Source organism: Thioalkalivibrio sp. ALE25 (assembly GCF_000377285.1).
Classification (GTDB): Bacteria; Pseudomonadota; Gammaproteobacteria; order Ectothiorhodospirales; family Ectothiorhodospiraceae; genus Thioalkalivibrio.
The window spans coordinates 129,014-150,171 of record NZ_KB897935.1; the positions used below are offsets into that span (position 1 = coordinate 129,014).

Genomic DNA, 21,158 nt, shown 5'->3' on the forward strand with positions numbered 1-21,158 from the left:
TCGCTCACCGCAGCTTGCGCTGGCACTGGATGTCATCATCCTTGGCCCGCTTGCAATAGCCTTCCTCGGCCTTGTCCCCGGTCAGGAATTCCTCCAGCGCCGCCTCGACCCCGTTGGTCGGCTCGACCCGGGCGATCCAGGCATTGTACGGGTCCGAGTTCAGCAGCACCGGATTCTCCAGCACCTCGTCATTCCCCTCGACGATCTTGCAGTCGATGAAGTTCGGGATCGGGCCTGCCCACTTGCCACTCTCGATGGTCGCCACCGGCTTGCCCGGGGGGCGTCGCGTGCCGGGGCGCCGGACGCGCACGTGGATGATCTTCCCCGCGATCGTCTGCGACAGGTCGGTCATCCCCACGGTCAGGGTGTCGTCGTCCTCGCGGCGCAGCCAGATCTGGAACTCGTCGTCGTAGAACAGTTCAGGGTGAAACTCGCAGCCGTTGCAATCCATGTTTCGCCTCGTTCCCGGGACCGAGCGGACCCGTGCCTCCACAAAAAACGGGCGCCAGGCGCCCGTCTTCTGAACTCGTCAATGGGCCATGCTGGGCATGGAGCCAGGGATCAGATGACCCCCTTCTCCTTCAGCAGACCGATCGAGTCACTCACGTTTTCGTGAATGCCCAGCTTGCGCGGGGACAGGCCCATGGCCAGACCCAGCAGCTGGGTGAAGTACAACACCTTCACGTCGGTCTTGATCCCGAACTCGGTCTCGGCGCGCACCTGATGCATCTCCAGGCCGGAGTGGCAGGTCGGGCACTCGGTCGCGATCACCTCCGCGCCGGAGTCCTCGGCCGACTGCAGCAGGTTCAGCACCAGCTGGGTCGAGGTGTCGGAATCCGACAGCGTATGTGCCCCGCCGCAGCAGGAGGTCTTCAGCGGGTACTCGACGTTCACCGCGCCGGCGGCACCCAGCAGGTCGTCCATGAAGTGCGGCTGGTAGCTGGAGTCGGAACCCGGGCCGTTGTCCTTCTCGGGGAAGATCTGGCGCGGCCGGGTATACATGCAGCCGTAGTAGTTGGCGACCTTGATGCCGTTCAGGCTCTTGGTCATCTTCTGCTTGATCCCCTCGGGACCCAGCTCTTCCATCAGCCACTCGAGCAGGTGCAGCGTGCGCACGTCGCCGCTGTAGACCGGGTCGTCCGACTTGCGCGCCAGATCCTGGACGGTATTCATCGCGTCCTCGGAGGTGGCGGTCTCGTACTCGGCCTTCTTCAGGTTGTGGTAGCAGCCGTTGCACGGCGCCATCACGGTGTCCATGCCCATCTGCTCGGAGGCAATCGCCATGTTCCGCGCGGACAGGTAGGTCTGCAGCATGGGATGGACGTTCTTCACCTCCATCGCGCCACAGCAGTTCCAGTCCCGCAGGTTCTCCATCTCGAGACCCAGCGCCTTGACCAGCACGCGGGTGGAGCGGTCGTACGGCCCACCGGAGCCCTCGAGCGCGCAACCCGGATAGTAAGCAACCTTAGCCATGAGCGGCCTCCTTCTGTTCGCGCACGTAATTCTTCAGCACGTCCCCGGTCTTGCCCCAGGACTTCGTGCGCGGCGTATGAATCGTGTTGAAGCCCATCGCCATCAGATGCTTCACCGGCAGGTGCTTCATCATGCGGAAGATGAACACCTTCAGCCATTCCTGCACCAGCGGCTGGCCGGTCTTCTTGAAGAAGTTCTGCATGACCTTGCCGTCTTCGATGCGGCCGGTCTTGTAGATCTGGTCGGCGAACTCTTCGTCGAAGTGCGTGGACGGGGCCTTCTCGGTGATCCCTTCCTCTTCCATCCAGTGCGCCAGGGCCTTCATCACACCTTCAGGCTTCACGTCCTTCGGGCAGATGTTCGTGCACTTGTTGCACGAGACGCACTGCCAGATGATGTCCTTGTCCTTGACCAGCTCTTCCTTCATGCCCAGGCGGGTCAGGTAGATCCAGTAGCGCGGATTGAACTGCACGTTCTGCGCGTACATCGTGCAGGAGTTCGTGCACGACCCGCACTGCCAGCAGCGGTGGACGTTTTCGCCACCCGCGAAGCTCTGGATCTTCGATTCGAAATCGTCGTCGTAATCGCGCACCGTGCGCGGGGCGATCATGGTGTTCCAGTGGCCGGACACATCCACCCCGTCGACCACCAGCTCATCGTGCTGCTGGAGGCGCTCGTCCTCGATCAGTGCCTTTTCATGTATTGCCATGACGTCTCTCCGAAAACCTGTGTAGCCAGGCTCAAGTTCGTTCCGTTATTCAATGCAGCGACGCATCGGTTCCTTTCAGGCGACCTTCCGGGGAGTCGATCCCCAACATCTTGACAGCCAGTTCCAGCGGGTCCTGCTTGGTACCGAACTGGTTGTCGATCATCCCCAGACTCATCGACAGCGACCGGGCATAGTCCGAATAGGCCTGCACCCAGACCAGGTCCGTCACGAACGGCAGGTCCCGATAGAAGCCCTCCTCGGCCAGCGCATCGAAAAACCAGCGCCGCGCCCCCTCGATCGCCCCGACCGAATCCCCGATGGGGATCGAGCGGAGGGTGTCATTGCCGCGGATAAACTCCCGCAGCGCACCCGTCGTGGTCGACGTATCCCAGACCCAGCGACACGCCAGCGGCATGGCCTCGGGGTCCGCGAAGTGCAGGATCTCGGCACCGAAGTCCCAGATCGCTCGCCGCAGCTTCTTGTCGTCGGCCGCCAGGTCCGCGAACCCGGCGAGGCGCTCGTTGACCTCGACATCCGGCCGCACCAGCGCCCGAACCCCGTCGACCAGCGCACCCTGTCGTTCGGCCATCAACGCGCCCAGCTTACGCCGGACCGAGAACACCAGACCGCCAAGGGTCCGGACATCTTCGGCATCGATCTCGTCGCCCTTGGCCACGATCGCGGCAAACACCTCGTGCTTCGACCGCAGGGCCTCGATGAAGGTCTCCAGTCCGTCGACCCCGCCGGCCTCGGCGATGGCCTCGTTCAGACTGTTCAGCTTCGTCGCAAGGATCTCCTTGTCGAAGCTGACCTCCAGCGGCTCCGGGGCAAGCCCGGAAGCCGCCGCGTCGCTAACGACCTCAGCCGGCTTTCTGAACCAGCGCATGCAGATCCGCAACCGCGCGACCACCAGCGGCGGCACCCTGGGCGATCGAGTCATCGATCGTCTCGGGACCGTAGGCCGCACCGCAGGAATAGACGCCCTTGCGGGTGGTGCCACAGGTGTTGGTGTACTGCTCGGCGCGCTCCAGGAAGCCGTGCTTCTCGAGCCCGACACCGAAGACCTGCGAGATCTCGGGATTGTCGGCGTTCGGGTCCATGCCGATCGCGTGCACCACGATGTCGAACGGGATGACGATCGGACGCTTGACCAGGGTGTCTTCGCCCTTGACCAGCAGGCGGCCATCACCAGAGGCCGTCACTTCGGCGATACGCGCCTTGACGAACTTGGTTTTGAACTCTTCCTGGGACTTCCAGTAGAACTTGTCTTCGTACAGGCCGAAGGTCCGGATGTCCATGTAGTAGATGAACACGTCGGTTTCAGGCGAGATCTCCTTGATCTCCATCGCCAGGTTGGCGGACACGGTGCAGCAGATCTTGGAGCACCACTCGCGGCCGATCTGGCGGTCACGGGAACCCACGCACAGCAGGATGCAGACCCGCTCGGGCACACGGCCGTCGGACGGGCAGGCGATCTTGCCGCTGGCGACCATCTGCTCCATCTGGGTGGTGGTCAGGACGTCTTCGTACGTCCCGAAACCCCACTCCGGCTTGTTGATGGAGTCGAAATGGGTAAAGCCGGTGGCGAGCACCACGGCGCCGGCCTGGACCGATTCGCCATTGGTCAGGGTCGCGGTGAAGTTGCCGGCTTCGCCGTCCACCTTCTCGACCTTGGCACCCTTGTGCACGGTGGCGTTCGAGTCATCCTCGACACGCTTGACCATGCGGCCGATGGCGTCCTTCGCCCACTCGCCGGAGGGCACCAGCTTGGCGTAGCCCGAGAGGATCGGGGCGCCCCCCAGGACGTCTTCCTTCTCGACCATCACGGCCTTGAAGCCAGCCGAGGTGACATTCGCGGCGGCGGCCAGACCGGCCGGGCCACCACCCACTACTAGAACGGTATCTTGCTGCATCAGACCTTGCCCCCGTAAGCGAGTTCAGGATTGTAGAGGTATTCGATATTGCCGGCCTCGACCTCCTTCAGGTACTCCTGGAAGGTCTTCTTGGCCTCGGACCAGGACATGCCCATCTTCTCGACCAGGTCCTCGCAGGGCGACGCATGCCACTGCAGCTGGACGATCTTGAACGGATCCGCACCGCAGGCCAGGGCCGCGAACTGGACTTCCGCCATGATCGGAATCTGGAAGTTCTGGTTGTGGGCCTTACCGATCCACTGGTTCTTGTCCATGGTGGTGACGCAGCCGGTGTCGTTGGCCAGCATCACGTCGGCGTTGGCTTCCTCGCGGGCCACGCGGATCTTGCGATCCATCGTGAACGAGCGGGTGAACTCGCGCTCGGAGATGATGTGGCGGAAGCCGAAGCCGCAGCAGTCGTACCAGGTCGAGTAGTCGATCACCTGCGCACCCAGGGCCTGGGCGGTGGAGGTGATGATCGCGGTACGGTTGCCACCCAGCACGGACGGATCGTACACCGCGTCCTCGTGCACCATCTTGTAGTAATGGCAGGCCACGTGGGCGGTCGTGCGGATATTGGAGACGTCGATGGTCTGCAGCTCGGAGGCAATGCGGTTGCGCATCACGTGCACCCACTCGGAGTAGTGGATGATCTCTTCCGGGATGACCAGCTTGCCGTCGACCAGGCGCCCCAGCTTGCCAAGGATCTTGGTGACCTTTTCGCGCAGCTCGGCGGACTCCACCAGATACTTGCGGATCTCCTTGTAGTTACCAAAGGAGGTGCCGCAATGGACCAGCGGGTAGAAGTGACCCAGCTCATGGCCGTGCTGCTTGCCGGAGACGTAGGCCTGGTGGAAGTTGCGCAGGAACACCGCCGCCAGCGACTCGACGTTCCCGATACCGGAGCCGTGGTAGTTCCACGCGGTGCAGGAGGTCTGGTCGGTTTCGTCGAGGTAGTCCTTGCCCGGCTCGAAGCCGAACTTGTTCATGAACCACAGCAGCGAGGTCGGGTAGCCCGGGATGTTGCCGCACTGGCCGCAGGACTTGTGGTGCCACAGCTGCTTGGTCGGGACCTTCTTCTCCCAGCCGAACAGGGTGTTCACCGACATCGGCTCGTGCTGATCCTCGATGCGATGGATGATGATCTGGCCGTCCTTCTCGAGCTCGTACATATGCTCGCGGACGTCATCCATGCGATCACCAAGATCGATGGTGCGGCGGTCGACGTGCTTGCGGACCCAGTCGGTGGCCTTGACCGCGTCTTCCTTCGACAGATCGGTCGACTGGAAGAACGAACCGTGACCGGCAATGCCCTGGCCGTCGGTGTTGTGGTAGCCCGGCTTCATGGTGCCGGCGCCAGCGCCTTCACCATTCTGGTTGTGATTGCCTGGGGTCTGTTCACTCATAACGCTTCTCCTGATGTCTTGGATGCGGGATTCGGCGAGCGACTTATTCGTCGTCTTCCTCTTCCTGCTCCTCGAGCCAGTCTTCGTAGTCCTCGCGCTTCTCGTCGATGAAGTCTTCGATCACGTCGAAGAGGTTCTCGTCCATCAGCTCGAGGGACTTCAGGACCCCGGTCATTTCCCAGATGGTGTACATCTCGACCGAGGTCTTCAGGGACACTTCCCAGGCGGTCTCGACCGTCTGCAGCGTCTTCACCGGAATCGCCTTGCGCAGGATGCGCAGATCGCCTTCCACCTTCTGGATGTTGGGGCCCCAGTCAGGGAAGTGATCGGGCTGGATCATGTCGGGGGACAGCTGGTTACCCGTGGTGATCAGCTTGAGCATCACGCGGCCGAACGGACGGAGTACGTCCTTCGCGGACTGCATCTCGTGCTTGATGGCCACTTCGCGCATGATCGCGACCAGGCCACCGGGAGAGTTCTTGAACGGGCAGCGCGCCGCACAGGTCATGCACTGGGCGCAGGCCCAGATCTTTTCCTGCATCGCGTCGTAGATCTGCTCGACGTTCTCGGTCCAGAGCAGCTGGACGATCTCGCGTGGCGAGTAATCGTAGAACTGGGCGGACGGGCACGTGGCCGTGCAGATCCCGCAGTTCAGGCAGCCGTTGAGCTCGTGGTCGTAGCGAAAATCCCCGCGGATATCGTCGAAGATTTGCTGCATCTCAGCGTATGTCGCCATATCTCACACCTCTTCGCTTTAGGCGATGCAGGTTTCTTTGTGAACCTTGCGCAGCCAGCCTAGACCTCGTCCAGGCACCAATCCAGTTACCGCATGGCAACCGTCGTTATTCAGGATTCGGGGCGGTCAACCCTTGCGGATTGCCGCCCCGAATCAAGCGTTTGAAACGCTTCAGGCCTTCTTTACGAGGAAGTAGAACTTGCCGCCTTCTTCCTTGTGTTCCATCAGCTCGTTGCCGGTTTGCTTGGCGAAGGCCTGGAAGTCCTTCACGGCGCCCGGATCGGTGGCGATGATATGCAGAACCTGGCCGGCGTCCATCGCGGCGAGCGCCTTCTTGGCGCGCAGAATGGGCAGCGGGCAGTTCAGGCCGGAAGCATCGAGTTCTTGGTCAAAGTTGGCCATCGTTTCTCTCCTTTGAGTGCGTTTTATCAGTCGGGTACTGCTGTCCGAATCGGGCCCTGAACGCGACAGCCACGACCGAACGGTTACCTGCCGAATTCCCCCTTATAGGCGAAACGGCATCGGAATACAACCGAATTCTAATCCGGGCTTACCACCGGCTTGCCCGTCTGTGCCCAGCCGACGATGCCGCCCCGCAGGCTGCTGGCGCAGTCGACACCCTGCTGGGCGAGAAAGGCACAGGCCTGCGCGGATCGGGCGCCACTCTGGCAGTAGATCACCAGCGGCGTGTCGTCGCCGGTGAACTCGTCCTTGCGCATCGGCAGGGTCGCCAGCGGGATCAGCTCGGCACCCGGAATGACCCCGCGCCCGGTCTCGCCCGGCGAGCGCACGTCGAGCAGGCGAAAGGTCTTGCCTTCGCTGCGCCACTGCTCCAGTTCGTCCGGGGTGATCTCGCTGAATCCGTACACGCTGTGCTCCGGGTCGTCTCGTCGTGGAATGCGAACTCTCGCGACTCCCGCCGGCATGCCTTCGGCGCTGACAGCGCAAGAGTGGGCGCGGAGCATAGCGAAACCGGCCGCAAATGCAAACAAGTCCGACGGCGGGCAGGTGGATGGTCGCCCGTGGCGAAAAGTTCTGCTATGGTCGCTCCCGCTTCAGGAAACGCTGATGCATACTGATCAGCTTCATTGCTTCGCGGAGGATATCCCGGTGGACAAGAGCGAATTCCAGGTGGACGGCCATTACGCCGTCACGCTGAAAGACGAAAACGGCAAGCTGCGCCCCGCCAACATCTATGTGCACGACATGCAGGACGACTACATGATCGCGCGCCGCACCTCCGGTGGCGACGTCGGCCTGCTGTTCAAGATGGGCTACGACGACATCGTTAAGAAGGTCCGGACTCACAAGGTACTGGATCGCAAGAAGTTCATGGTGCCCGAGGCGATGCTCAAGCCGAAGCTGTGGGAAACCCGTGACAGCATGCGCACCTATTCGTCGGCCCCGGGGCTTGGCAAGTAACTACGCCTCCCGGCATTGCCGCAATGCAGGGCCGGCGCCCGCCGGCCCTCGCGGCCTGCTGTTTATTGCTCATTTCCTGCTCGCCGCGCTGCTGGCGCTGGCACTACTGGCGGCCCCGCCCGCCCACTCCGGCGGGGTCTCCCTCCCTGATCTCGGCGAGGCCTCCGGCGGCGTCCTGACCCCCGCCGAAGAACGCGAGCTCGGTCGCTCGCTGCTGCGCGAGATCCGCCGCACCGCCCCGCTGGTCACCGACCCCGAGGTCGTGTTCTACGTGGACTCGCTCGGGCGCCAGCTCCTGGCTAACGCCCCCAGTGCAGACGGCCCCTTCTACTTCCTGACCGTAGACAACGGCCAGGTCAACGCCTTTGCGATGCCCGGGGGCATCATCGGCATTCACGCCGGACTGATCCTCGAGGTACGCGATGAAGCCGAACTGGCGGCGGTCATGGCACACGAGATCGCCCATGTGACCCAGCGTCACCTGGCGCGCATGTTCGCGCGCGGGCGCGACATCAACTTCACCACCGGCCTGGCGATCCTGGCGGGCATCCTCGCCTCCGCGGTCGACCCGACGCTGGGCTCGGCGGTCATCACCGGCGGCGTGGCCGGCGGCATCCAGCAGCAGATCAACTTCACCCGCGCGAACGAGGCCGAGGCCGACCGCGCCGGCATGCAGATCCTGCAAGGCACCGGGTTCGACCCGCACGCGATGGCGGATTTCTTCGAGCGGTTGCAGGAGCTCTCGCGCGGGGTCGGCGACCAGGTACCGGAATACCTGCGCACCCACCCGGTAACCCTCGACCGCATCACCGATGCCCGCAACCGGGCCAGCCAGATGGCCGCGACCGAAACCCGCGCCCGCGGGCCCGAATTCGAATGGATGCAGGCCCGCGTGCAGGCCCTGAAAGACCCGCGCCGCACCCTGGAGCGCTTTCGCGCGACGGACTCCCCATCCCCCGCGCGGCGCTATGGCGCAGCCGTCGCCTATCTCGAGCGCGGAGAGGCCTCCCGCGCGCGCGAACAACTGGAACGGCTCGATGCCGCCGATGCCCCCGGGCTGACCCTCGAGCTGGCGTTCACCGCCCTGCTGCGCGAGGAGGGCGAACATGAACAGGCCCTCGAGCGGCTCCAGGACCTGGACGCGGTGTACCCCGGCCACCCGGTGATCCGGGAACGCCTCGCCCGCGTACACCGGGATCTTGGCCAGCCCGATCGCGCGATCCGCATCCTGTCGGACATGGTCCGCCAGGAGGCCGCCCCCAACCCGGAGCTGCTGCGCCTGCAGGCCGACATCGCGGACGGCGCGGGCTATGTTGCAATCAGCCGCGAAGCCATGGCCGAATACTTCTTCCACCGCGCTCAGTATGAAGAAGCGGTCCGCCAGTTCGAGGCCGCCATGGACGCCTCGGATGCCAGCGATCGGGACCGCCAGCGTATCGAGGACAAGCGTGACTCCGCCCGCGAGACCGCGCGCGAGGCCCGCGAGGGGCGGCGCTAGGGAATGCACGCCGGCAACGGATCGTCTACCTCGCGTCGCAAAATGTCTTTACTGCCATTCACCACCAACCCGGAATAGAGAGGTAGGATTCCTCATGCACATCTCACGCCGAGAATTCATGCAGTTGCTGGCCGCCGCCAGCGCCGCCGGTTTCCCCCTGGGCACCGCTGCCTGCAGCAACAACAAGGGCGGCACCGCGGGTGATCCCTACGATGCGCTGGATCGCTTCGGCAACGTGCACCTGCTGCACTACACCGACTGCCACGCCCAGCTGAAGCCGATCTACTTCCGCGAACCGAACATGAACCTCGGCGTGGCCGACATGCGCAATCGCCCGCCGCATATCGTGGGCGAGCACTTCCTCAAGCACTACGACATCGAGCGCGACAGCATCTACGCGCACGCCTACACCAATCTCGACTTCATGGAAGCGGCCGAGAAATACGGTCGTGTGGGCGGCTTCGCGCACCTCAAGACCCTGGTCGACAAGCTGCGTGACTCCCGCCCGAACGCCCTCCTGCTGGATGGCGGCGATACCTGGGGCGGCGGCTCCGGCTCCGCGCTGTGGACCAACGCGCAGGACATGGTGGATGCACAGAAGCTGCTGGGCATCGACATCATGACCGGCCACTGGGAATTCACCTACGGCGCCGACCGCGTCGAAGAGGTTGTGAACGGCGACTTCGCCGACGCCGGCATCGACTTCGTGGCCCAGAACGTGCGCGACGTGGACTGGGGTGATCGGATCTTCAAGCCCTACGTGATCCGCGAGATGAATGGCGTGAACGTGGCGGTCGTAGGTCAGGCCTTCCCCTACACCCCCATCGCCAACCCGCGCTGGATGGTGGAGCAGTGGTCCTTCGGCATCCGCCCGGACGACATGCAGGAACAGGTCAACGCGGCCCGCGCGGAGGGCGCCGAGATCGTCGTCGCCCTGTCGCACAACGGCATGGACGTGGACATCAAGATGGCCGGTATGGTCGAGGGACTGGACGCCATCATGGGTGGCCACACCCACGACGCCGTGCCGCAGCCGCTGCCGGTGGAGCGCCCCGATGGCGGCACCTGCCTGGTCACCAACGCCGGCTCCAACGCCAAGTTCGTCGGCGTGCTGGACTTCGACTTCCGCGACGGCGTGATCCAGGACTGGGAATACCGCCTGGTGCCGGTGTTCGCCGAGATGCTGCCGGAACACCCGGGCATGGCCTCGTTCATCCACAACATGCGCAACAGCGAGGTCACCTGGAAGGGCGAAACCTTCAACATGGAGGAAAAGCTGTCCGAAGAACTGGCGGTCACCGACGACCTGCTTTACCGCCGCGGCAATTTCAACGGCACCTTCGACCAGCTGATCTGCGACGGCCTGATCGAATACAACGACGCCCAGATCTCCTTCTCCCCGGGCTTCCGCTGGGGCACCACGGTGCTGCCGGGCATGCCCATCACCTTCGAGCACGTGATGGACCAGACCGGCCTGACCTATCCGGAGATGACCCGCAACACCTTCACCGGGGCCCAGATCAAGGACATCTTGGAAGACGTCGCGGACAACCTCTACAACGCCGACCCCTTCTACCAGCAGGGCGGCGACATGGTGCGTGTCGGCGGCCTGAAGTACGCCATCGATCCGACCGCCGAGATCGGCAACCGGATCTCCGAGATGGAACTGGACGGCCGCAAGCTGGATGCCGACAAGGAATACGTCGTCGCCGGCTGGGCCAGCGTGCAGCAGAATGTTCCGGGCGGTGTCGGGGTCGACATCTGGGATGGTGTCGCCGAATACCTGCGCAGCCTGGACGGCAACGTACGCATCAGCGACCTCAACGAACCCAAGGTCAAGGGTATCGGCGAGGACAACCTCGGTTTCGTTCCGACCACCGAGGACATGTACCGCCGCTCCTGATCGGTTGCCGGCACCCGTCCGGGCCTTGCCCGGAACGAGAAAGCCCCGCTCATGCGGGGCTTTTTTGTGGCTGCGCGGCTCTCGACAGCCGGGCTTGACCGGTTACCACCGGAAACCAAGACCGAGCGATCACGCCTGGACGTCAGACGTTCACCCAGCGCCCGCTGGCATCGCGGCAGGCCGTGCCCGTGATGGTCTCCGGATATCCGTCCATCGTCGCCTGCACCTGATACTCGCGGCAGTCCTGCCCCGAGGAACGGTAGGTGCGGGTGGGCGTGGCCTGATACTGATGCCCGGTGTTCGGATTGCGCCAGGTCGAGCTCTGCCGGTCCGGGACCGTCTCCAGCGTGCGCGACACCCGCATCCGGTCGACATCGTCCATGCTGCGCCCCACCGAACCGCCGATCGCCGCACCCGCCAGGGTGCCGGCAATAATCGCGGCGGTACGCCCGCGCCCGCCACCGATCTGACTGCCGATCGCGCCCCCGGCGGCCCCGCCGATCAGGGCCCCGGTCTGCTGCTTGCTGATCGTCTGACACCCCGCCAGCAGTGCCACCGCACCCGCCAGTGCCAGCATCATCAGGATTTTGCTCATCATCTGTGCCTCCATTGCGCCGCCATCCGGCCACGCGATCACTTGACCCATTCCAGCCTAGGCCTGCTTGGCTGAACCCTTCGTGAAGAGACCCGCGATGCGGCAGCCGGGACCGAATGTGACCTCCAGAGGGCAAAATTCCCAACCCGATCAAAACACGTACGCGAAACCCCGTATTCACCTCTCAAAATCACCCCCCTGCTCTGGCCCGCGGGTGCGCTCCCCTCCTAGACTGCATCCCGACAACCGACACCCCCGGTGAAGCGAGGAACGTGACCATGATCAAGAAGATACTTGCCACGGCCGCCGTTGCAGGCCTGTTCGCAACCAACCCCCTGATGGCGCAATCCGTCGGTACGACGGGCGGCCCCGCTGCGGCTGCCCCGTCCAGCGCCAGTTCCAGCGCGAGCGCCCCGCAGGGCCGCGCCAATGCGCCGGTGGCGGGCGGCTCTCCGTCCGGCGGCATCTCCGCGGCCGCTCGGTCCGAACCGGGCGCGATCTCGCGCATCGCCACCCGCTCCGGCCGTCTGGTCGGCCTGATTGCGTCGACCGGCACCACGCCGGGCACGGGTACCACCCCGGGTACCGGCACCACCCCGGCTACGGGCACCCGGTAACGCCAGCCCATGCGGACCAATCCGCTCTTCCCTCGCGAAGGCCGCCTCCGGGCGGCTTTCGCATGTCTGGGCCTGGGAATTTTCGTGAGCCTGGTCACGGGCTGCGGCAGCGGGGGCCCCACCCCGCTCGGGGCATCCCTGAAAGGGATGGTTTCCGGAGGCCCGGACGTGACCTCCCACGCCGAGGAGCTCCCGTACGCATCCCTCGCGGTCCACACCGAGAACCACCGCGGGCTGCTGATCCTCGGGGCGATGGCGAATGGGCACACGTACTGGCCAAGCGCCGAGGGACTGTCGCTCCAGTTGCGCGACGGGGGCCTCTTCGCCACGGCCGGTATGGGTCGCGACCTGCTCGGCACCCACTACCCGGGCATGGACGATTCCCCCTGGCGGAGTACCTCTCCCGCCGGCTACGCCATCGAGCGCCACGTCCGCGACGCCTCGGGGACCGTGGTGCGCCACGTCGGTGAGGGCACGCTCGAATGCAGCGCCCCCACCACGCGGGAATTGCCCCTGGCCACGCTGGAACTCGAGCGCTGTCGCGAACGGATCGACTGGAAACAGGCCGGCACCACCCGCGCCGAATTCTGGCGCGATCCCGAAACCCGCGATCTCTGGGAGTACGAAGGTCAGGCCTGGCCGGACGGTCCCGCGATCGCCTGGCAGGTGGCGCGTCCCTGGTGGTAGCCGCGGCTGGAGACCTCATGCAGAAGCCATTGCGTCTTTTCTGGCCGGTCCTTTGCGGGCTGGCGCTGATCCCGGCGGCTAGCCAGGCCGACACGGCACCGGCCGGGACGACCCTTCCCGACCACTGGGTCGCCTGGCAGGGCGAGCGGTCCGAACCGATCGACTGGGCCTACAGCTTCGGCCTGCGCAGCCGCGACAAACGTTCCGTGGACCACGAGCGCAAGCGACTGCTGGCCGAGATCGAACTGATCGGACAGACCATGGATATCGCCGGACGCCCGCAGACGGCGCGCGCTCTCAACGACTGGAGCCGAACTGTCGAATCAATGGAGCCCGCACCCAGGGCGCGCAGCGCGGAACGTCTCGACCTGCCCTGGCTCCTGGCGAACCTGCGCCACGCGCCGGCCACGGCCGACCTGGCACACATCGGCTATTGCAAGCCACCCGACTGGGTGGAGCTGTGGTCCATGGAGGGGGTCCAGCGCTACGAATGGCGGCCGGGCATGACCCTGCAAGACCTGCTGGGGCAACCGTCGCGCACTGCCGTTCGCGGCTCCGATACCGCCGCCGTGGTGACCCCGCTCGGGGAGGTCCATGTGTTCGGGATCGCCCCCTGGAACCGGGAAGACAGCGTGATCGCCCCGGGAACCCGGGTGATGGCACACCTCAACATCCGCGACCTGGGCGGGACCCTGGAAGGCGGCCTCCTCAACCAGCGCCTGCCCCGCTTTCTTGCCACCCGCCTGCCGGGTGACGACTGCACCCTACGGACCCTGCCATGAATCCACCCGCACTCCCCCAGCGCCGCCGCAGCCTGGTGGTTGCCGTACTCATCGGTCTGGGCATACCCGCGGCCCAGGCCGACGACTTCGGACTCGGACAGGGCCAGCGCGATACCGGCGGCATCGGCCTGCTGCAGACGCCCACGGCCCGCACCGGCGACGCCGGCCATTTCGCCGCGGGCTGGAACCGGACGTTCCCCTATCGCCGCTGGAGCGTCTTTGTCCAGCCGATGGACTGGATGGAACTGGGGTTCCGCTATGTCCAGGTGGAAAACCGGCCCTATCTGGCGGCCGGTGACGACGACCGCTACAACATCGACAAGGGGGCGGACCTGAAGCTGCGCCTGAAGCAGGAGACGCGCTACATCCCGGAGATCGCCGTCGGCTTCCAGGACCTTGGCGGCACCACCCTGTTCGGCGGGGAGTACCTGGTCGCGAACAAGCGCTGGAATCATCTCGATTTCTCCCTGGGCCTTGGCTGGGGCTATCTGGGCAACCATGGCGACATCGAATCGCCGCTGGGCTGGATCCACGACAGCTTCGACACCCGCCCACGGTCCGCCGGCGGCGGACAGGGCGGGCAGGTCGCCACACACCAGATGTTCCGCGGGCCCGCCGCCGTTTTCGGCGGGGTGGAATACCAGACCCCCTGGGACCGGTTGTTGCTGCAGGTCGAGTACGAGGGCAACACCTATCAGCACGAACCCCAGAGCAATGCCCAGGAGCAGAACTCGCGTTTCAACTTCGGCGCCCGCCTGCGTCTGACCCGCAACGTGGAGCTGCACGCCGGCTGGGAACGCGGCAATACCGCCATGGTCGGCCTGCACTTCACCACCAACCTGGCCCGGCTGTCACAGCCCAAGGCCGATGACCCGGCCCCGGTCGAACCCGCCCATCTGGAGCGACGCGACTGGGATGCGGTCGCGGCTGACCTCAATGCCAACGCCGGGATTCACGTGACCGAGATTCGCCAGGTCGGCGACACCCTCCGAGTGACCGGCCAGCCCAGCCGTTTCCGCGACCTGAAGCAGTCCGAAGGCCGAGCCAATCGCCTGCTGGAGGCCCAGGCCGACGCCGGCATTCATACCTTCCAGTACCGCTGGCAGACCCTCGGGCTCGATCTGCGCGAGAGCCTGCACGATCGCGAGGCCTTTGGCCGCGCCCTGGCCTCGGCCGATCACGAGATCGACTACCGCCACGGCGTGCGGGTACGCGATGCCAAACCCTCGGACCACGAACGCGGCGACGTCCTTTACGAGGCCGAACCGCGCCGCTTCGAGTGGGGCATGGGGCCCTCGCTGGAACAGAACTTCGGCGGACCGGATGGCTATCTCTATCGCCTCTCGGCCTATCTCGACGCCAGCTATTTCCTGAGCCAGGGCACCTGGATCTCGTCCATGCTGTCCACCACGTTGCTGGACAACCTGGAGAACTACGACTACATCGCCGATTCGGAACTGCCCCGCGTGCGTACACACATCGGCGACTACCTGGCCGAGACGGATGTGGGGATTTCCAATCTGCAGGCCACCCATACCCAGCGCCTTGGCCAGGACTGGTACGCCATGGGTTACGGTGGCTTGCTGGAGACCATGTACGCCGGCATCGGTGGCGAGGTCCTGTACCGACCGTTCAACAGCCGCTGGGCCGTCGGACTGGATGCCAACTGGGTCCGCCAGCGCGCGTTCGACCAGCAGTTCGGCCTGCGCGACTACGAACAGGTCACCGGACATGTCACTTCCTACCTCGACACCGGTGTGCAGGACATCCATGCGCGGGTCAGCGTGGGCCGCTATCTCGCGGGCGACATCGGGACTACCCTCGACTTCTCGCGCGAGTTCGACAACGGCGTAGTGGTCGGCGCCTGGTCCACATTCACCGACGCGGGCGACGACTTCGGGGAAGGCAGCTTCGACAAGGGTCTGTACCTGTCCGTGCCGTACGACTCGTTCTTCTCCACCTCCAGCCGCAACCGGGCCAACATCGCCTGGCAGCCGCTGACCCGCGACGGCGGCGCGCGCCTCAACCGGCGCCATCAGCTGTTCGACATCACCGAGGAACGCCAACTCGGCCGCTACTGGGACGACCCCGACGCCACCTGGCGTTAGATCCGGGTTCGTCCCTTCGGGTCCCCGGGCTGCGAATCGCCCTTTTCCCTGGACCGCGGCACGCCGACGGCCCCCGGCGGCAGCCGACACATAGGCCGTCGTGGGCTCCCCGGCACCTGCTCGAATAGCGCACCCGGTGAACGTGCGCGCCCCACCGCGCCGCGTTCCTTCCCCCCTCCAGCAAAAAGCCCCGGCAGATGCCGGGGCTCCGGTTGAGGCCCTTTCGGGCCCGGGCGCACGGTTACCGACTGCTACTTGTAGGAGTAGTGGTAATAGCCATACCCGTAACTGGTCGAGGCCTTGTACTCGATCGAGTTCAGGATGCACCCACGCACATCCACACCGGCCGCTTCCAGGCGGCGCCGGGCCGAGTCGATCTCGCGCAGCGGGTTCAGCTGGAAGCGCACGACCATCAGCGTGGTCGAGCACTGGCGGGCCACCACGGCGGCGTCGGTCACCGCCAGGATCGGCGGCGTGTCGATCAGCACCAGGTCATAGGCGCGGCTGACCTGATCGAGCAGGCGGCTGAAACGGTCTCCCATCAACAGCTCGGAGGGGTTGGGGGGCGCGCTGCCGCGCGCGATGTAATGCAGCCCCTCGACCTCCGTACGACGCACGATGCCGTCCAGCGACTCGCGCTCGCCCAGGTATTCCGACAGCCCACCGTCACTGCGCTGCCCGAAGGCGTGGTGCACGTGACCCTTGCGCAGATCCGCATCCACCAGCAGGACCCGCTGGCCCGCCTGGGCACAGACCGCCGCGAGGTTTACGGACACGAAGCTCTTGCCCACGTCCGGGCTCGGCCCCGTAATCACCAGTCGGTTGTTGGCGGCCTCGAGCATCGCGAAGTGCAGGCTGCTGCGCAGGCCGCGCAGGGCCTCGACCGCATCGTCGGCGGGGTCAATCGAGGCGAGCACGCCCCCCGGCACCTCATAGCCGCGCGGCTGGCGCCGCCGCTTGACCCGGCGCAACAGGTTTTCCTGCTGCCGGGACCGGGGCACGCTGGCATACACCGGCAGGTCGATACCCTCGATCTCTTCCTGCGACTCGACGCCACGGTTCAGCATCCCGCGCACCAGAACCAGCGCAATGGCCAGTCCACCCCCGAAGACCGTGGACAGCATCACGATCATCCGCCGCTGGGGCTCCACGGGCGACAACCCGGCCTGGGCGTCATCGAGGATGCGCACGTTGCCGACCGTGCTGGCCCGGGCGATATCCATTTCCTGCATGCGATTGAGCAGCTGGACATAGATGTCCTGGTTGACCTCGACATCGCGGTTCAGCCGCAGGATCTGTTGCTGGGTCTCCGGGAGCGCCCCGACCTCCTGGTTCAGCCGGTCGCGCTCGCTTTGCAGTTTCTGACGCTTCTCGATCAGGGCCGCATAGGTTGGATGGCTGGGCGTGTAGCGCCGGGAGATCTCGGCCTCCTCGAATTCCAGCTCGTTCAGCTGGCGCTCGAGGTTGACGATCCGGTCGAGCACGGTGCGGGTCTCCTGCGAGAGGTCCACGCTGTCCCGCTCCATCCGGTAGTCGTTCAGGGCATCCTCGGCCTCCTGCAGTTGCCCGCGGACATCCGGGACCTTCTCCTCCAGGAACTCGAGGCTCTTCTCGGCCTCGGCGGCCTTGCGCTGAATGTTCTGTGTCAGATAGATCTGGTTGATGGTGTTCAGGATGCGGCGCGCCCGATCCGGATCCGGGTCGGTCAGGGCGAGACTGAACACGCCGCTCTCGCGGCCCTGCTGTCCGACATCGAACTGGGCCCGCAGGGCGTTGATCGCGGCCAGGCGGGAACGGCGCCGAATGTCGAAGCGAGCCCCCGGGGCCGCGTCCAGTTCCGCCACCCGCAGGCGCACGGCCCCGTCGAGAAACTCCGCATCCTCGCCAACGCGGCCCTCGCCCAGGTCGCGATCACCGCCCAGGAGCCGGTAGTGGTCGCCGTCCAGCACCTCCAGCGTGAAGGTTTGTCCCTCGTAGGCCTGGGACACCCGGAACTCGCCGACATTAATCGATTCTCCGGCCCATACGCTCGAGCCGGCGAAGGCGGGGCGCTCCATGCCGCGGCGCACCAGATAGTCACCCACCACCGGCATGCGCTGCGGCGTCACCTCCAGATCCAGCGATTCCTGGTCGACCGCGCGCCCGAGCACCATGCGCGAACGCAGGATCTGCAGCTCGGCCTCGACCCGGGGCTCCTGGCCCAGCATTTCGCGCACGTTCGCCAGGGGGCTGCTGAAACGCCCCATGTCCTCCACCTGCACCAGGGCATCGGCGCGGTAGATCGGGGTCGACAAAATCGCGTGCACCGCGCCGGCGACGGCGAACATCGCGGTGATCGCCAGGATCCACCACTTGTGGTCGAGCAGCTGGCCCAGCAGCCGGCCAATGTCCAGCTCGCCTTCCGGCGTGCCGGGGGAATGATTCCGGGTCATCGGTATGTACCTGTATCTAGAGTCATCGATTGAGGCGGCGTGCCCAGGCCTCGGCCGCTTCCACGAGCAGGGCATGGGTCTGCTCGAAGACCTCGGGGCTCTTGCCGTAGGGATCGGGGATATCGCGCCCCCCGCCCCCATCCAGCCAGTGCCCGAAGCGCATGGTCTTGCCCAGCACCTCCGGGTGGCGCGACCCGACCGCCTGACGCTGCCTCTCGCTCATGACCAGTACCAGGTCGGCGTGATGCAGGAAGTCAGGCTCCACCTGTCGCGCCACATGCGAGGCGACATCCAGCCCATCGGCCTCGGCCAGACGCCGGGCCTCGGGGTGGACGCCCTCCCCGACCACCGCCCCGAGGCCGGCCGATTCCACCTCGCGTGCGGGCAACCGGTCGCGCAGCAGGGCCTCGCCGACCGGGCTGCGGCAGATATTGCCGGTACAAACCACCAGAATCCGATTGAACATGGCTAGAGGTCATCCCCGAGGTTGCGAACATCACGCGTGGTACGGGACGCCTGATAGACCGCGCTCACGGTGGGCAGGAGCTGGCTGATCACGCGGTTCCAGCGCCCGAGCGGCGTGGTCGTGACGTAGACGATGTCCAGCGGCTCGAGCTCGAACTCGGCACCCAGCATCAGGGCCGAGGCATTGCGTGCATCCAGCTGATACACGGTGGCGAGCTTGTCGCTGTCCGGGGGGGACCGGCGGATCACGAAGATCCCGCTGGCGTCCGCGCGGGTTTCGTTAAATCCTCCGGCCTGGCTGAGGGCATCCATCAGGGTGACCTGGCCCCGCCCCAGCGGCAGACGCTGGGGATCGCCCACCTCCCCCATCACGTAGACCTGCTGGCCCGCGGTATCCGGAATGTGCAGGACATCGCCGTCACGCAGCAGCCGGTTCTGCGACATGTCCCCATGGCGCAGCATGTCGTACAGCGAGATGACGATCTCCTCCCCGTCGCGGGTCAGGATGACCTCGTGCCAGTTAGCCGAGTCCGCCAGCCCACCGGCATGCTGAATCGCATCGAGGACGGTCTGCGGGACATTGGTGACGGGCTGTACACCGGGCTCGCGCACCTCGCCGGTCACCCGCACGTTCTGCGAGTTGAATGCGGCCACGCGAACCTCGACCTGGGGCTCGTTCACGAATGCCGCCAAATCACGCGCAATGAGGTCGCGGACCTCCGCGACCGTGCGCCCCTCGACATGCACCCGGCCGATGTACGGATAGAAGATCGTGCCGTCCGAATGCACGGTGTTGCCCGATTCCACGGCGGAGCGCTCGCTCCCGGCCGGGATGGTCAGCTCCGGGTGCTCGTAGACGATGATCGCCAGCACATCGCCCCGACCCACGCGGTAGTCGTACGCGTCGACATCTTGTGCCAGCTCGTCGCTCACGCGGCGCAGATCCGGGGGCACCGAGCGTCCCTCCTGTGCCCGAATCAGCCCGAACGTGATCGGTTCAATATCCACCAGGTCCTCGATCGGGGCGCTGGAACTGCGCTCGGAGATATGCCCACCCGGGGCCCAGGCACAGCCGCCCAGGGTCATCCCCATGACCAGCGCCAGGGCCCAGCGTACGGCGGGTTTCTCGTTCATGGATCGTCCTCTTTATCGCGTTGCCGCAGCACCCGTGGTGCAACCAGTCGCGCGGCTTGATTCGTCATGGCGAGCGCGTGCGCACCCTCTAGCGGATGGTGCCAACCGTGTCACGAATGACCCGGATCGTCGCCGAACTGGCGCAGAATATCGGCGTCTCCCCCTGCCTCGACAACGCCCGGATCCGAAACTTACGGGCCCGTTCACAGCTTCGACGGATCGACCTCACGTTTCCCGGAAACGGCGTTGCGGGCCCGCGAACGGCGGTGCTTGAATCCATCGCGTTCCGTCCATGCGCGACTGTCCCGGACCTCCGTCACGCCGCATTCGCAGCGCTGCCGGAGGGCCGCGAACGGCCGCCATTCATCGAGGTAGAGGCGACATGAAAGTCCTGATCACCGGAGCAGCCGGCTTTATCGGCTCCCACCTGGCCCTGCGCCTGCTGGAACGCGGCGACACCGTGATCGGTGTCGACAACCTGAATGACTACTACGACCCGGGCCTGAAGCGGGCGCGTCTGGACCGCATCCGCGCCCTGCCGGCCGCCCGCCAGCACTTCGTGTTCGAGCAGCAGGACATCGCCGACCGTGCCGCGATGGAGCGGGTATTCCGCGAGCACCGTCCGCAGCGGGTGGTAAACCTGGCGGCCCAGGCCGGGGTGCGCTACTCGCTGGAGAACCCGGCGGCCTATGTCGATACCAACCTGGTCGGCTTCGGCAACATCCTGGAGGGCTGCCGCCACAACGGCGTGGAGCACCTGGTCTACGCCAGCTCCAGTTCGGTCTATGGCGCCAACACCACCATGCCGTTCTCGGTGCACGACAACGTCGATCACCCGCTGAGCCTCTACGCCGCGAGCAAGAAGGCCAACGAGCTGATGGCGCACACCTACAGCCACCTCTACGACCTGCCGGTGACGGGCCTGCGCTTCTTCACCGTCTACGGCCCCTGGGGCCGCCCGGACATGGCGCTGTTCCTGTTCACGAAGAAGATCCTGGCGGGCGAGCCGATCGACGTCTTCAACTACGGGCACCACCGGCGCGACTTCACCTATATCGACGACATCGTCGAGGGCGTGATCCGCACCCTGGATCACGTGGCGCCGCGCAACCCCGAGTGGAGCGGGGCCGAGCCGGATTCCGCCACCAGTGCCGCGCCCTATCGGCTCTACAACATCGGCAACCACGAGCCGGTGGAGCTGATGCGCTACATCGAGGTGCTGGAGGACTGTCTGGGCCGGAAGGCCGAAAAGAACCTCCTGCCGCTGCAGCCGGGGGA

At 65.5% G+C, this 21,158-nt stretch carries 22 protein-coding genes; 9 read left to right on the forward strand and 13 right to left on the reverse strand.

The window, feature by feature from the left end; genetic code table 11:
* Positions 1-4 precede the first annotated feature (4 nt).
* From C996_RS0111295 to C996_RS0111335, 9 genes are all read right to left on the reverse strand, one after another.
* Positions 5-451 carry a glycine cleavage system protein H gene (locus tag C996_RS0111295; protein WP_018867548.1) on the reverse strand — a complete coding sequence of 149 codons (447 nt, stop codon included), beginning with the start codon at positions 449-451 and terminating at the stop codon, positions 5-7.
* Between the two features lie 110 nt (positions 452-561).
* A complete protein-coding gene (locus tag C996_RS0111300) occupies positions 562-1,473 on the reverse strand; it encodes a CoB--CoM heterodisulfide reductase iron-sulfur subunit B family protein (protein ID WP_018867549.1) in 912 nt (303 codons plus the stop codon).
* The gene (locus C996_RS0111305) at positions 1,466-2,182 is read right to left on the reverse strand and encodes a 4Fe-4S dicluster domain-containing protein (protein ID WP_018867550.1); all 717 of its coding nucleotides are present in this window, start codon (positions 2,180-2,182) and stop codon (positions 1,466-1,468) included. The genes C996_RS0111300 and C996_RS0111305 overlap by 8 nt, the downstream gene beginning before the upstream one ends.
* Before the next feature lie 49 nt (positions 2,183-2,231).
* On the reverse strand, positions 2,232-3,104 hold the full coding sequence (locus C996_RS0111310) for a hypothetical protein (RefSeq protein ID WP_018867551.1): 873 nt from the start codon (positions 3,102-3,104) through the stop codon (positions 2,232-2,234).
* Complete coding sequence (locus tag C996_RS0111315) at positions 3,043-4,071, reverse strand: FAD-dependent oxidoreductase (protein WP_018867552.1); 1,029 nt, start codon at positions 4,069-4,071, stop codon at positions 3,043-3,045. The genes C996_RS0111310 and C996_RS0111315 overlap by 62 nt, the downstream gene beginning before the upstream one ends.
* A gap of 23 nt (positions 4,072-4,094) precedes the next feature.
* Entirely contained in the window at positions 4,095-5,501 is a 1,407-nt protein-coding gene (locus tag C996_RS0111320; RefSeq protein ID WP_018867553.1) for a heterodisulfide reductase-related iron-sulfur binding cluster, read from the reverse strand.
* A gap of 43 nt (positions 5,502-5,544) precedes the next feature.
* Positions 5,545-6,219, reverse strand: coding sequence for a 4Fe-4S dicluster domain-containing protein (locus C996_RS0111325; protein WP_017941141.1), 675 nt, complete (start codon positions 6,217-6,219; stop codon positions 5,545-5,547).
* A gap of 189 nt (positions 6,220-6,408) precedes the next feature.
* Complete coding sequence (locus C996_RS0111330) at positions 6,409-6,639, reverse strand: sulfurtransferase TusA family protein (protein ID WP_017941140.1); 231 nt, start codon at positions 6,637-6,639, stop codon at positions 6,409-6,411.
* Between the two features lie 137 nt (positions 6,640-6,776).
* Positions 6,777-7,106, reverse strand: a complete 330-nt coding sequence (locus C996_RS0111335; RefSeq protein ID WP_018867554.1) for a rhodanese-like domain-containing protein — start codon at positions 7,104-7,106, stop codon at positions 6,777-6,779.
* A gap of 199 nt (positions 7,107-7,305) precedes the next feature.
* Here C996_RS0111335 and C996_RS0111340 point away from each other — a divergent pair, with 199 nt between their 5' ends.
* The 3 genes from C996_RS0111340 to soxB all read left to right on the forward strand — a co-directional run bounded on the left by C996_RS0111340 (position 7,306) and on the right by soxB (position 11,060).
* Entirely contained in the window at positions 7,306-7,659 is a 354-nt protein-coding gene (locus C996_RS0111340; protein WP_018867555.1) for a hypothetical protein, read from the forward strand.
* Positions 7,660-7,735: 76 nt separating this feature from the next.
* Positions 7,736-9,157 carry a M48 family metalloprotease gene (locus C996_RS0111345; protein ID WP_026279301.1) on the forward strand — a complete coding sequence of 474 codons (1,422 nt, stop codon included), beginning with the start codon at positions 7,736-7,738 and terminating at the stop codon, positions 9,155-9,157.
* Positions 9,158-9,251: 94 nt separating this feature from the next.
* On the forward strand, positions 9,252-11,060 hold the full coding sequence (soxB, locus tag C996_RS0111350) for a thiosulfohydrolase SoxB (RefSeq protein WP_018867557.1): 1,809 nt from the start codon (positions 9,252-9,254) through the stop codon (positions 11,058-11,060).
* Between the two features lie 142 nt (positions 11,061-11,202).
* Here soxB and C996_RS0111355 read toward each other — a convergent pair whose 3' ends face one another.
* Entirely contained in the window at positions 11,203-11,640 is a 438-nt protein-coding gene (locus tag C996_RS0111355; RefSeq protein ID WP_026279302.1) for an RT0821/Lpp0805 family surface protein, read from the reverse strand.
* Between the two features lie 293 nt (positions 11,641-11,933).
* On the opposite strand from C996_RS0111355, the gene C996_RS0111360 reads away from it, so the two are divergent.
* The 4 genes from C996_RS0111360 to C996_RS0111375 all read left to right on the forward strand — a co-directional run bounded on the left by C996_RS0111360 (position 11,934) and on the right by C996_RS0111375 (position 15,849).
* Positions 11,934-12,272 carry a hypothetical protein gene (locus C996_RS0111360; protein ID WP_018867559.1) on the forward strand — a complete coding sequence of 113 codons (339 nt, stop codon included), beginning with the start codon at positions 11,934-11,936 and terminating at the stop codon, positions 12,270-12,272.
* Positions 12,273-12,419: 147 nt separating this feature from the next.
* On the forward strand, positions 12,420-12,959 hold the full coding sequence (locus C996_RS0111365) for a YjbF family lipoprotein (protein ID WP_026279303.1): 540 nt from the start codon (positions 12,420-12,422) through the stop codon (positions 12,957-12,959).
* 17 nt (positions 12,960-12,976) lie between these two features.
* Positions 12,977-13,741 (forward strand): capsule biosynthesis GfcC family protein, encoded by a 765-nt coding sequence (locus C996_RS0111370; protein WP_018867561.1) that lies wholly within the window; start codon positions 12,977-12,979, stop codon positions 13,739-13,741.
* The gene (locus tag C996_RS0111375) at positions 13,738-15,849 is read left to right on the forward strand and encodes a YjbH domain-containing protein (RefSeq protein ID WP_018867562.1); all 2,112 of its coding nucleotides are present in this window, start codon (positions 13,738-13,740) and stop codon (positions 15,847-15,849) included. The genes C996_RS0111370 and C996_RS0111375 overlap by 4 nt, the downstream gene beginning before the upstream one ends.
* 251 nt (positions 15,850-16,100) lie before the next feature.
* Here the strand turns inward: C996_RS0111375 and C996_RS0111380 are convergent, their stop codons facing one another.
* Genes C996_RS0111380 through C996_RS0111390 form a run of 3 tightly spaced genes read right to left on the reverse strand, consistent with a single transcriptional unit; the run spans position 16,101 to position 19,880 of the window.
* Complete coding sequence (locus tag C996_RS0111380; protein WP_018867563.1) at positions 16,101-18,281, reverse strand: polysaccharide biosynthesis tyrosine autokinase; 2,181 nt, start codon at positions 18,279-18,281, stop codon at positions 16,101-16,103.
* Positions 18,282-18,303: 22 nt separating this feature from the next.
* Positions 18,304-18,747 carry a low molecular weight protein-tyrosine-phosphatase gene (locus tag C996_RS0111385; protein WP_018867564.1) on the reverse strand — a complete coding sequence of 148 codons (444 nt, stop codon included), beginning with the start codon at positions 18,745-18,747 and terminating at the stop codon, positions 18,304-18,306.
* A gap of 2 nt (positions 18,748-18,749) precedes the next feature.
* A complete protein-coding gene (locus C996_RS0111390; RefSeq protein ID WP_018867565.1) occupies positions 18,750-19,880 on the reverse strand; it encodes a polysaccharide export protein in 1,131 nt (376 codons plus the stop codon).
* A gap of 116 nt (positions 19,881-19,996) precedes the next feature.
* Between C996_RS0111390 and C996_RS14605 the strand changes: the two genes are divergently transcribed.
* A complete protein-coding gene (locus C996_RS14605) occupies positions 19,997-20,266 on the forward strand; it encodes a hypothetical protein (protein ID WP_155985249.1) in 270 nt (89 codons plus the stop codon).
* Positions 20,263-21,158: NAD-dependent epimerase (locus C996_RS0111395; RefSeq protein ID WP_018867566.1), on the forward strand; the 896-nt coding region annotated here is incomplete at its 3' end. The genes C996_RS14605 and C996_RS0111395, both read left to right, overlap by 4 nt.

Excerpts from the sequence above, each read along its gene's own strand:
- C996_RS0111295 (WP_018867548.1), bottom strand. The coding sequence starts at position 451 with ATGGATTGCAACGGCTGCGAGTTTCACCCTGAACTGTTCTACGACGAC.
- C996_RS0111300 (WP_018867549.1), bottom strand. The coding sequence starts at position 1,473 with ATGGCTAAGGTTGCTTACTATCCGGGTTGCGCGCTCGAGGGCTCCGGT.
- C996_RS0111305 (WP_018867550.1), bottom strand. The coding sequence starts at position 2,182 with ATGGCAATACATGAAAAGGCACTGATCGAGGACGAGCGCCTCCAGCAG.
- C996_RS0111320 (WP_018867553.1), bottom strand. The coding sequence starts at position 5,501 with ATGAGTGAACAGACCCCAGGCAATCACAACCAGAATGGTGAAGGCGCT.
- C996_RS0111325 (WP_017941141.1), bottom strand. The coding sequence starts at position 6,219 with ATGCAGCAAATCTTCGACGATATCCGCGGGGATTTTCGCTACGACCAC.
- C996_RS0111330 (WP_017941140.1), bottom strand. The coding sequence starts at position 6,639 with ATGGCCAACTTTGACCAAGAACTCGATGCTTCCGGCCTGAACTGCCCG.
- C996_RS0111340 (WP_018867555.1), top strand. The coding sequence starts at position 7,306 with ATGCATACTGATCAGCTTCATTGCTTCGCGGAGGATATCCCGGTGGAC.
- soxB (WP_018867557.1), top strand. The coding sequence starts at position 9,252 with ATGCACATCTCACGCCGAGAATTCATGCAGTTGCTGGCCGCCGCCAGC.
- C996_RS0111355 (WP_026279302.1), bottom strand. The coding sequence starts at position 11,640 with ATGATGCTGGCACTGGCGGGTGCGGTGGCACTGCTGGCGGGGTGTCAG.
- C996_RS0111360 (WP_018867559.1), top strand. The coding sequence starts at position 11,934 with ATGATCAAGAAGATACTTGCCACGGCCGCCGTTGCAGGCCTGTTCGCA.
- C996_RS0111365 (WP_026279303.1), top strand. The coding sequence starts at position 12,420 with ATGGTTTCCGGAGGCCCGGACGTGACCTCCCACGCCGAGGAGCTCCCG.
- C996_RS0111370 (WP_018867561.1), top strand. The coding sequence starts at position 12,977 with ATGCAGAAGCCATTGCGTCTTTTCTGGCCGGTCCTTTGCGGGCTGGCG.
- C996_RS0111375 (WP_018867562.1), top strand. The coding sequence starts at position 13,738 with ATGAATCCACCCGCACTCCCCCAGCGCCGCCGCAGCCTGGTGGTTGCC.
- C996_RS0111380 (WP_018867563.1), bottom strand. The coding sequence starts at position 18,281 with ATGACCCGGAATCATTCCCCCGGCACGCCGGAAGGCGAGCTGGACATT.
- C996_RS0111385 (WP_018867564.1), bottom strand. The coding sequence starts at position 18,747 with ATGTTCAATCGGATTCTGGTGGTTTGTACCGGCAATATCTGCCGCAGC.
- C996_RS0111390 (WP_018867565.1), bottom strand. The coding sequence starts at position 19,880 with ATGAACGAGAAACCCGCCGTACGCTGGGCCCTGGCGCTGGTCATGGGG.
- C996_RS14605 (WP_155985249.1), top strand. The coding sequence starts at position 19,997 with ATGACCCGGATCGTCGCCGAACTGGCGCAGAATATCGGCGTCTCCCCC.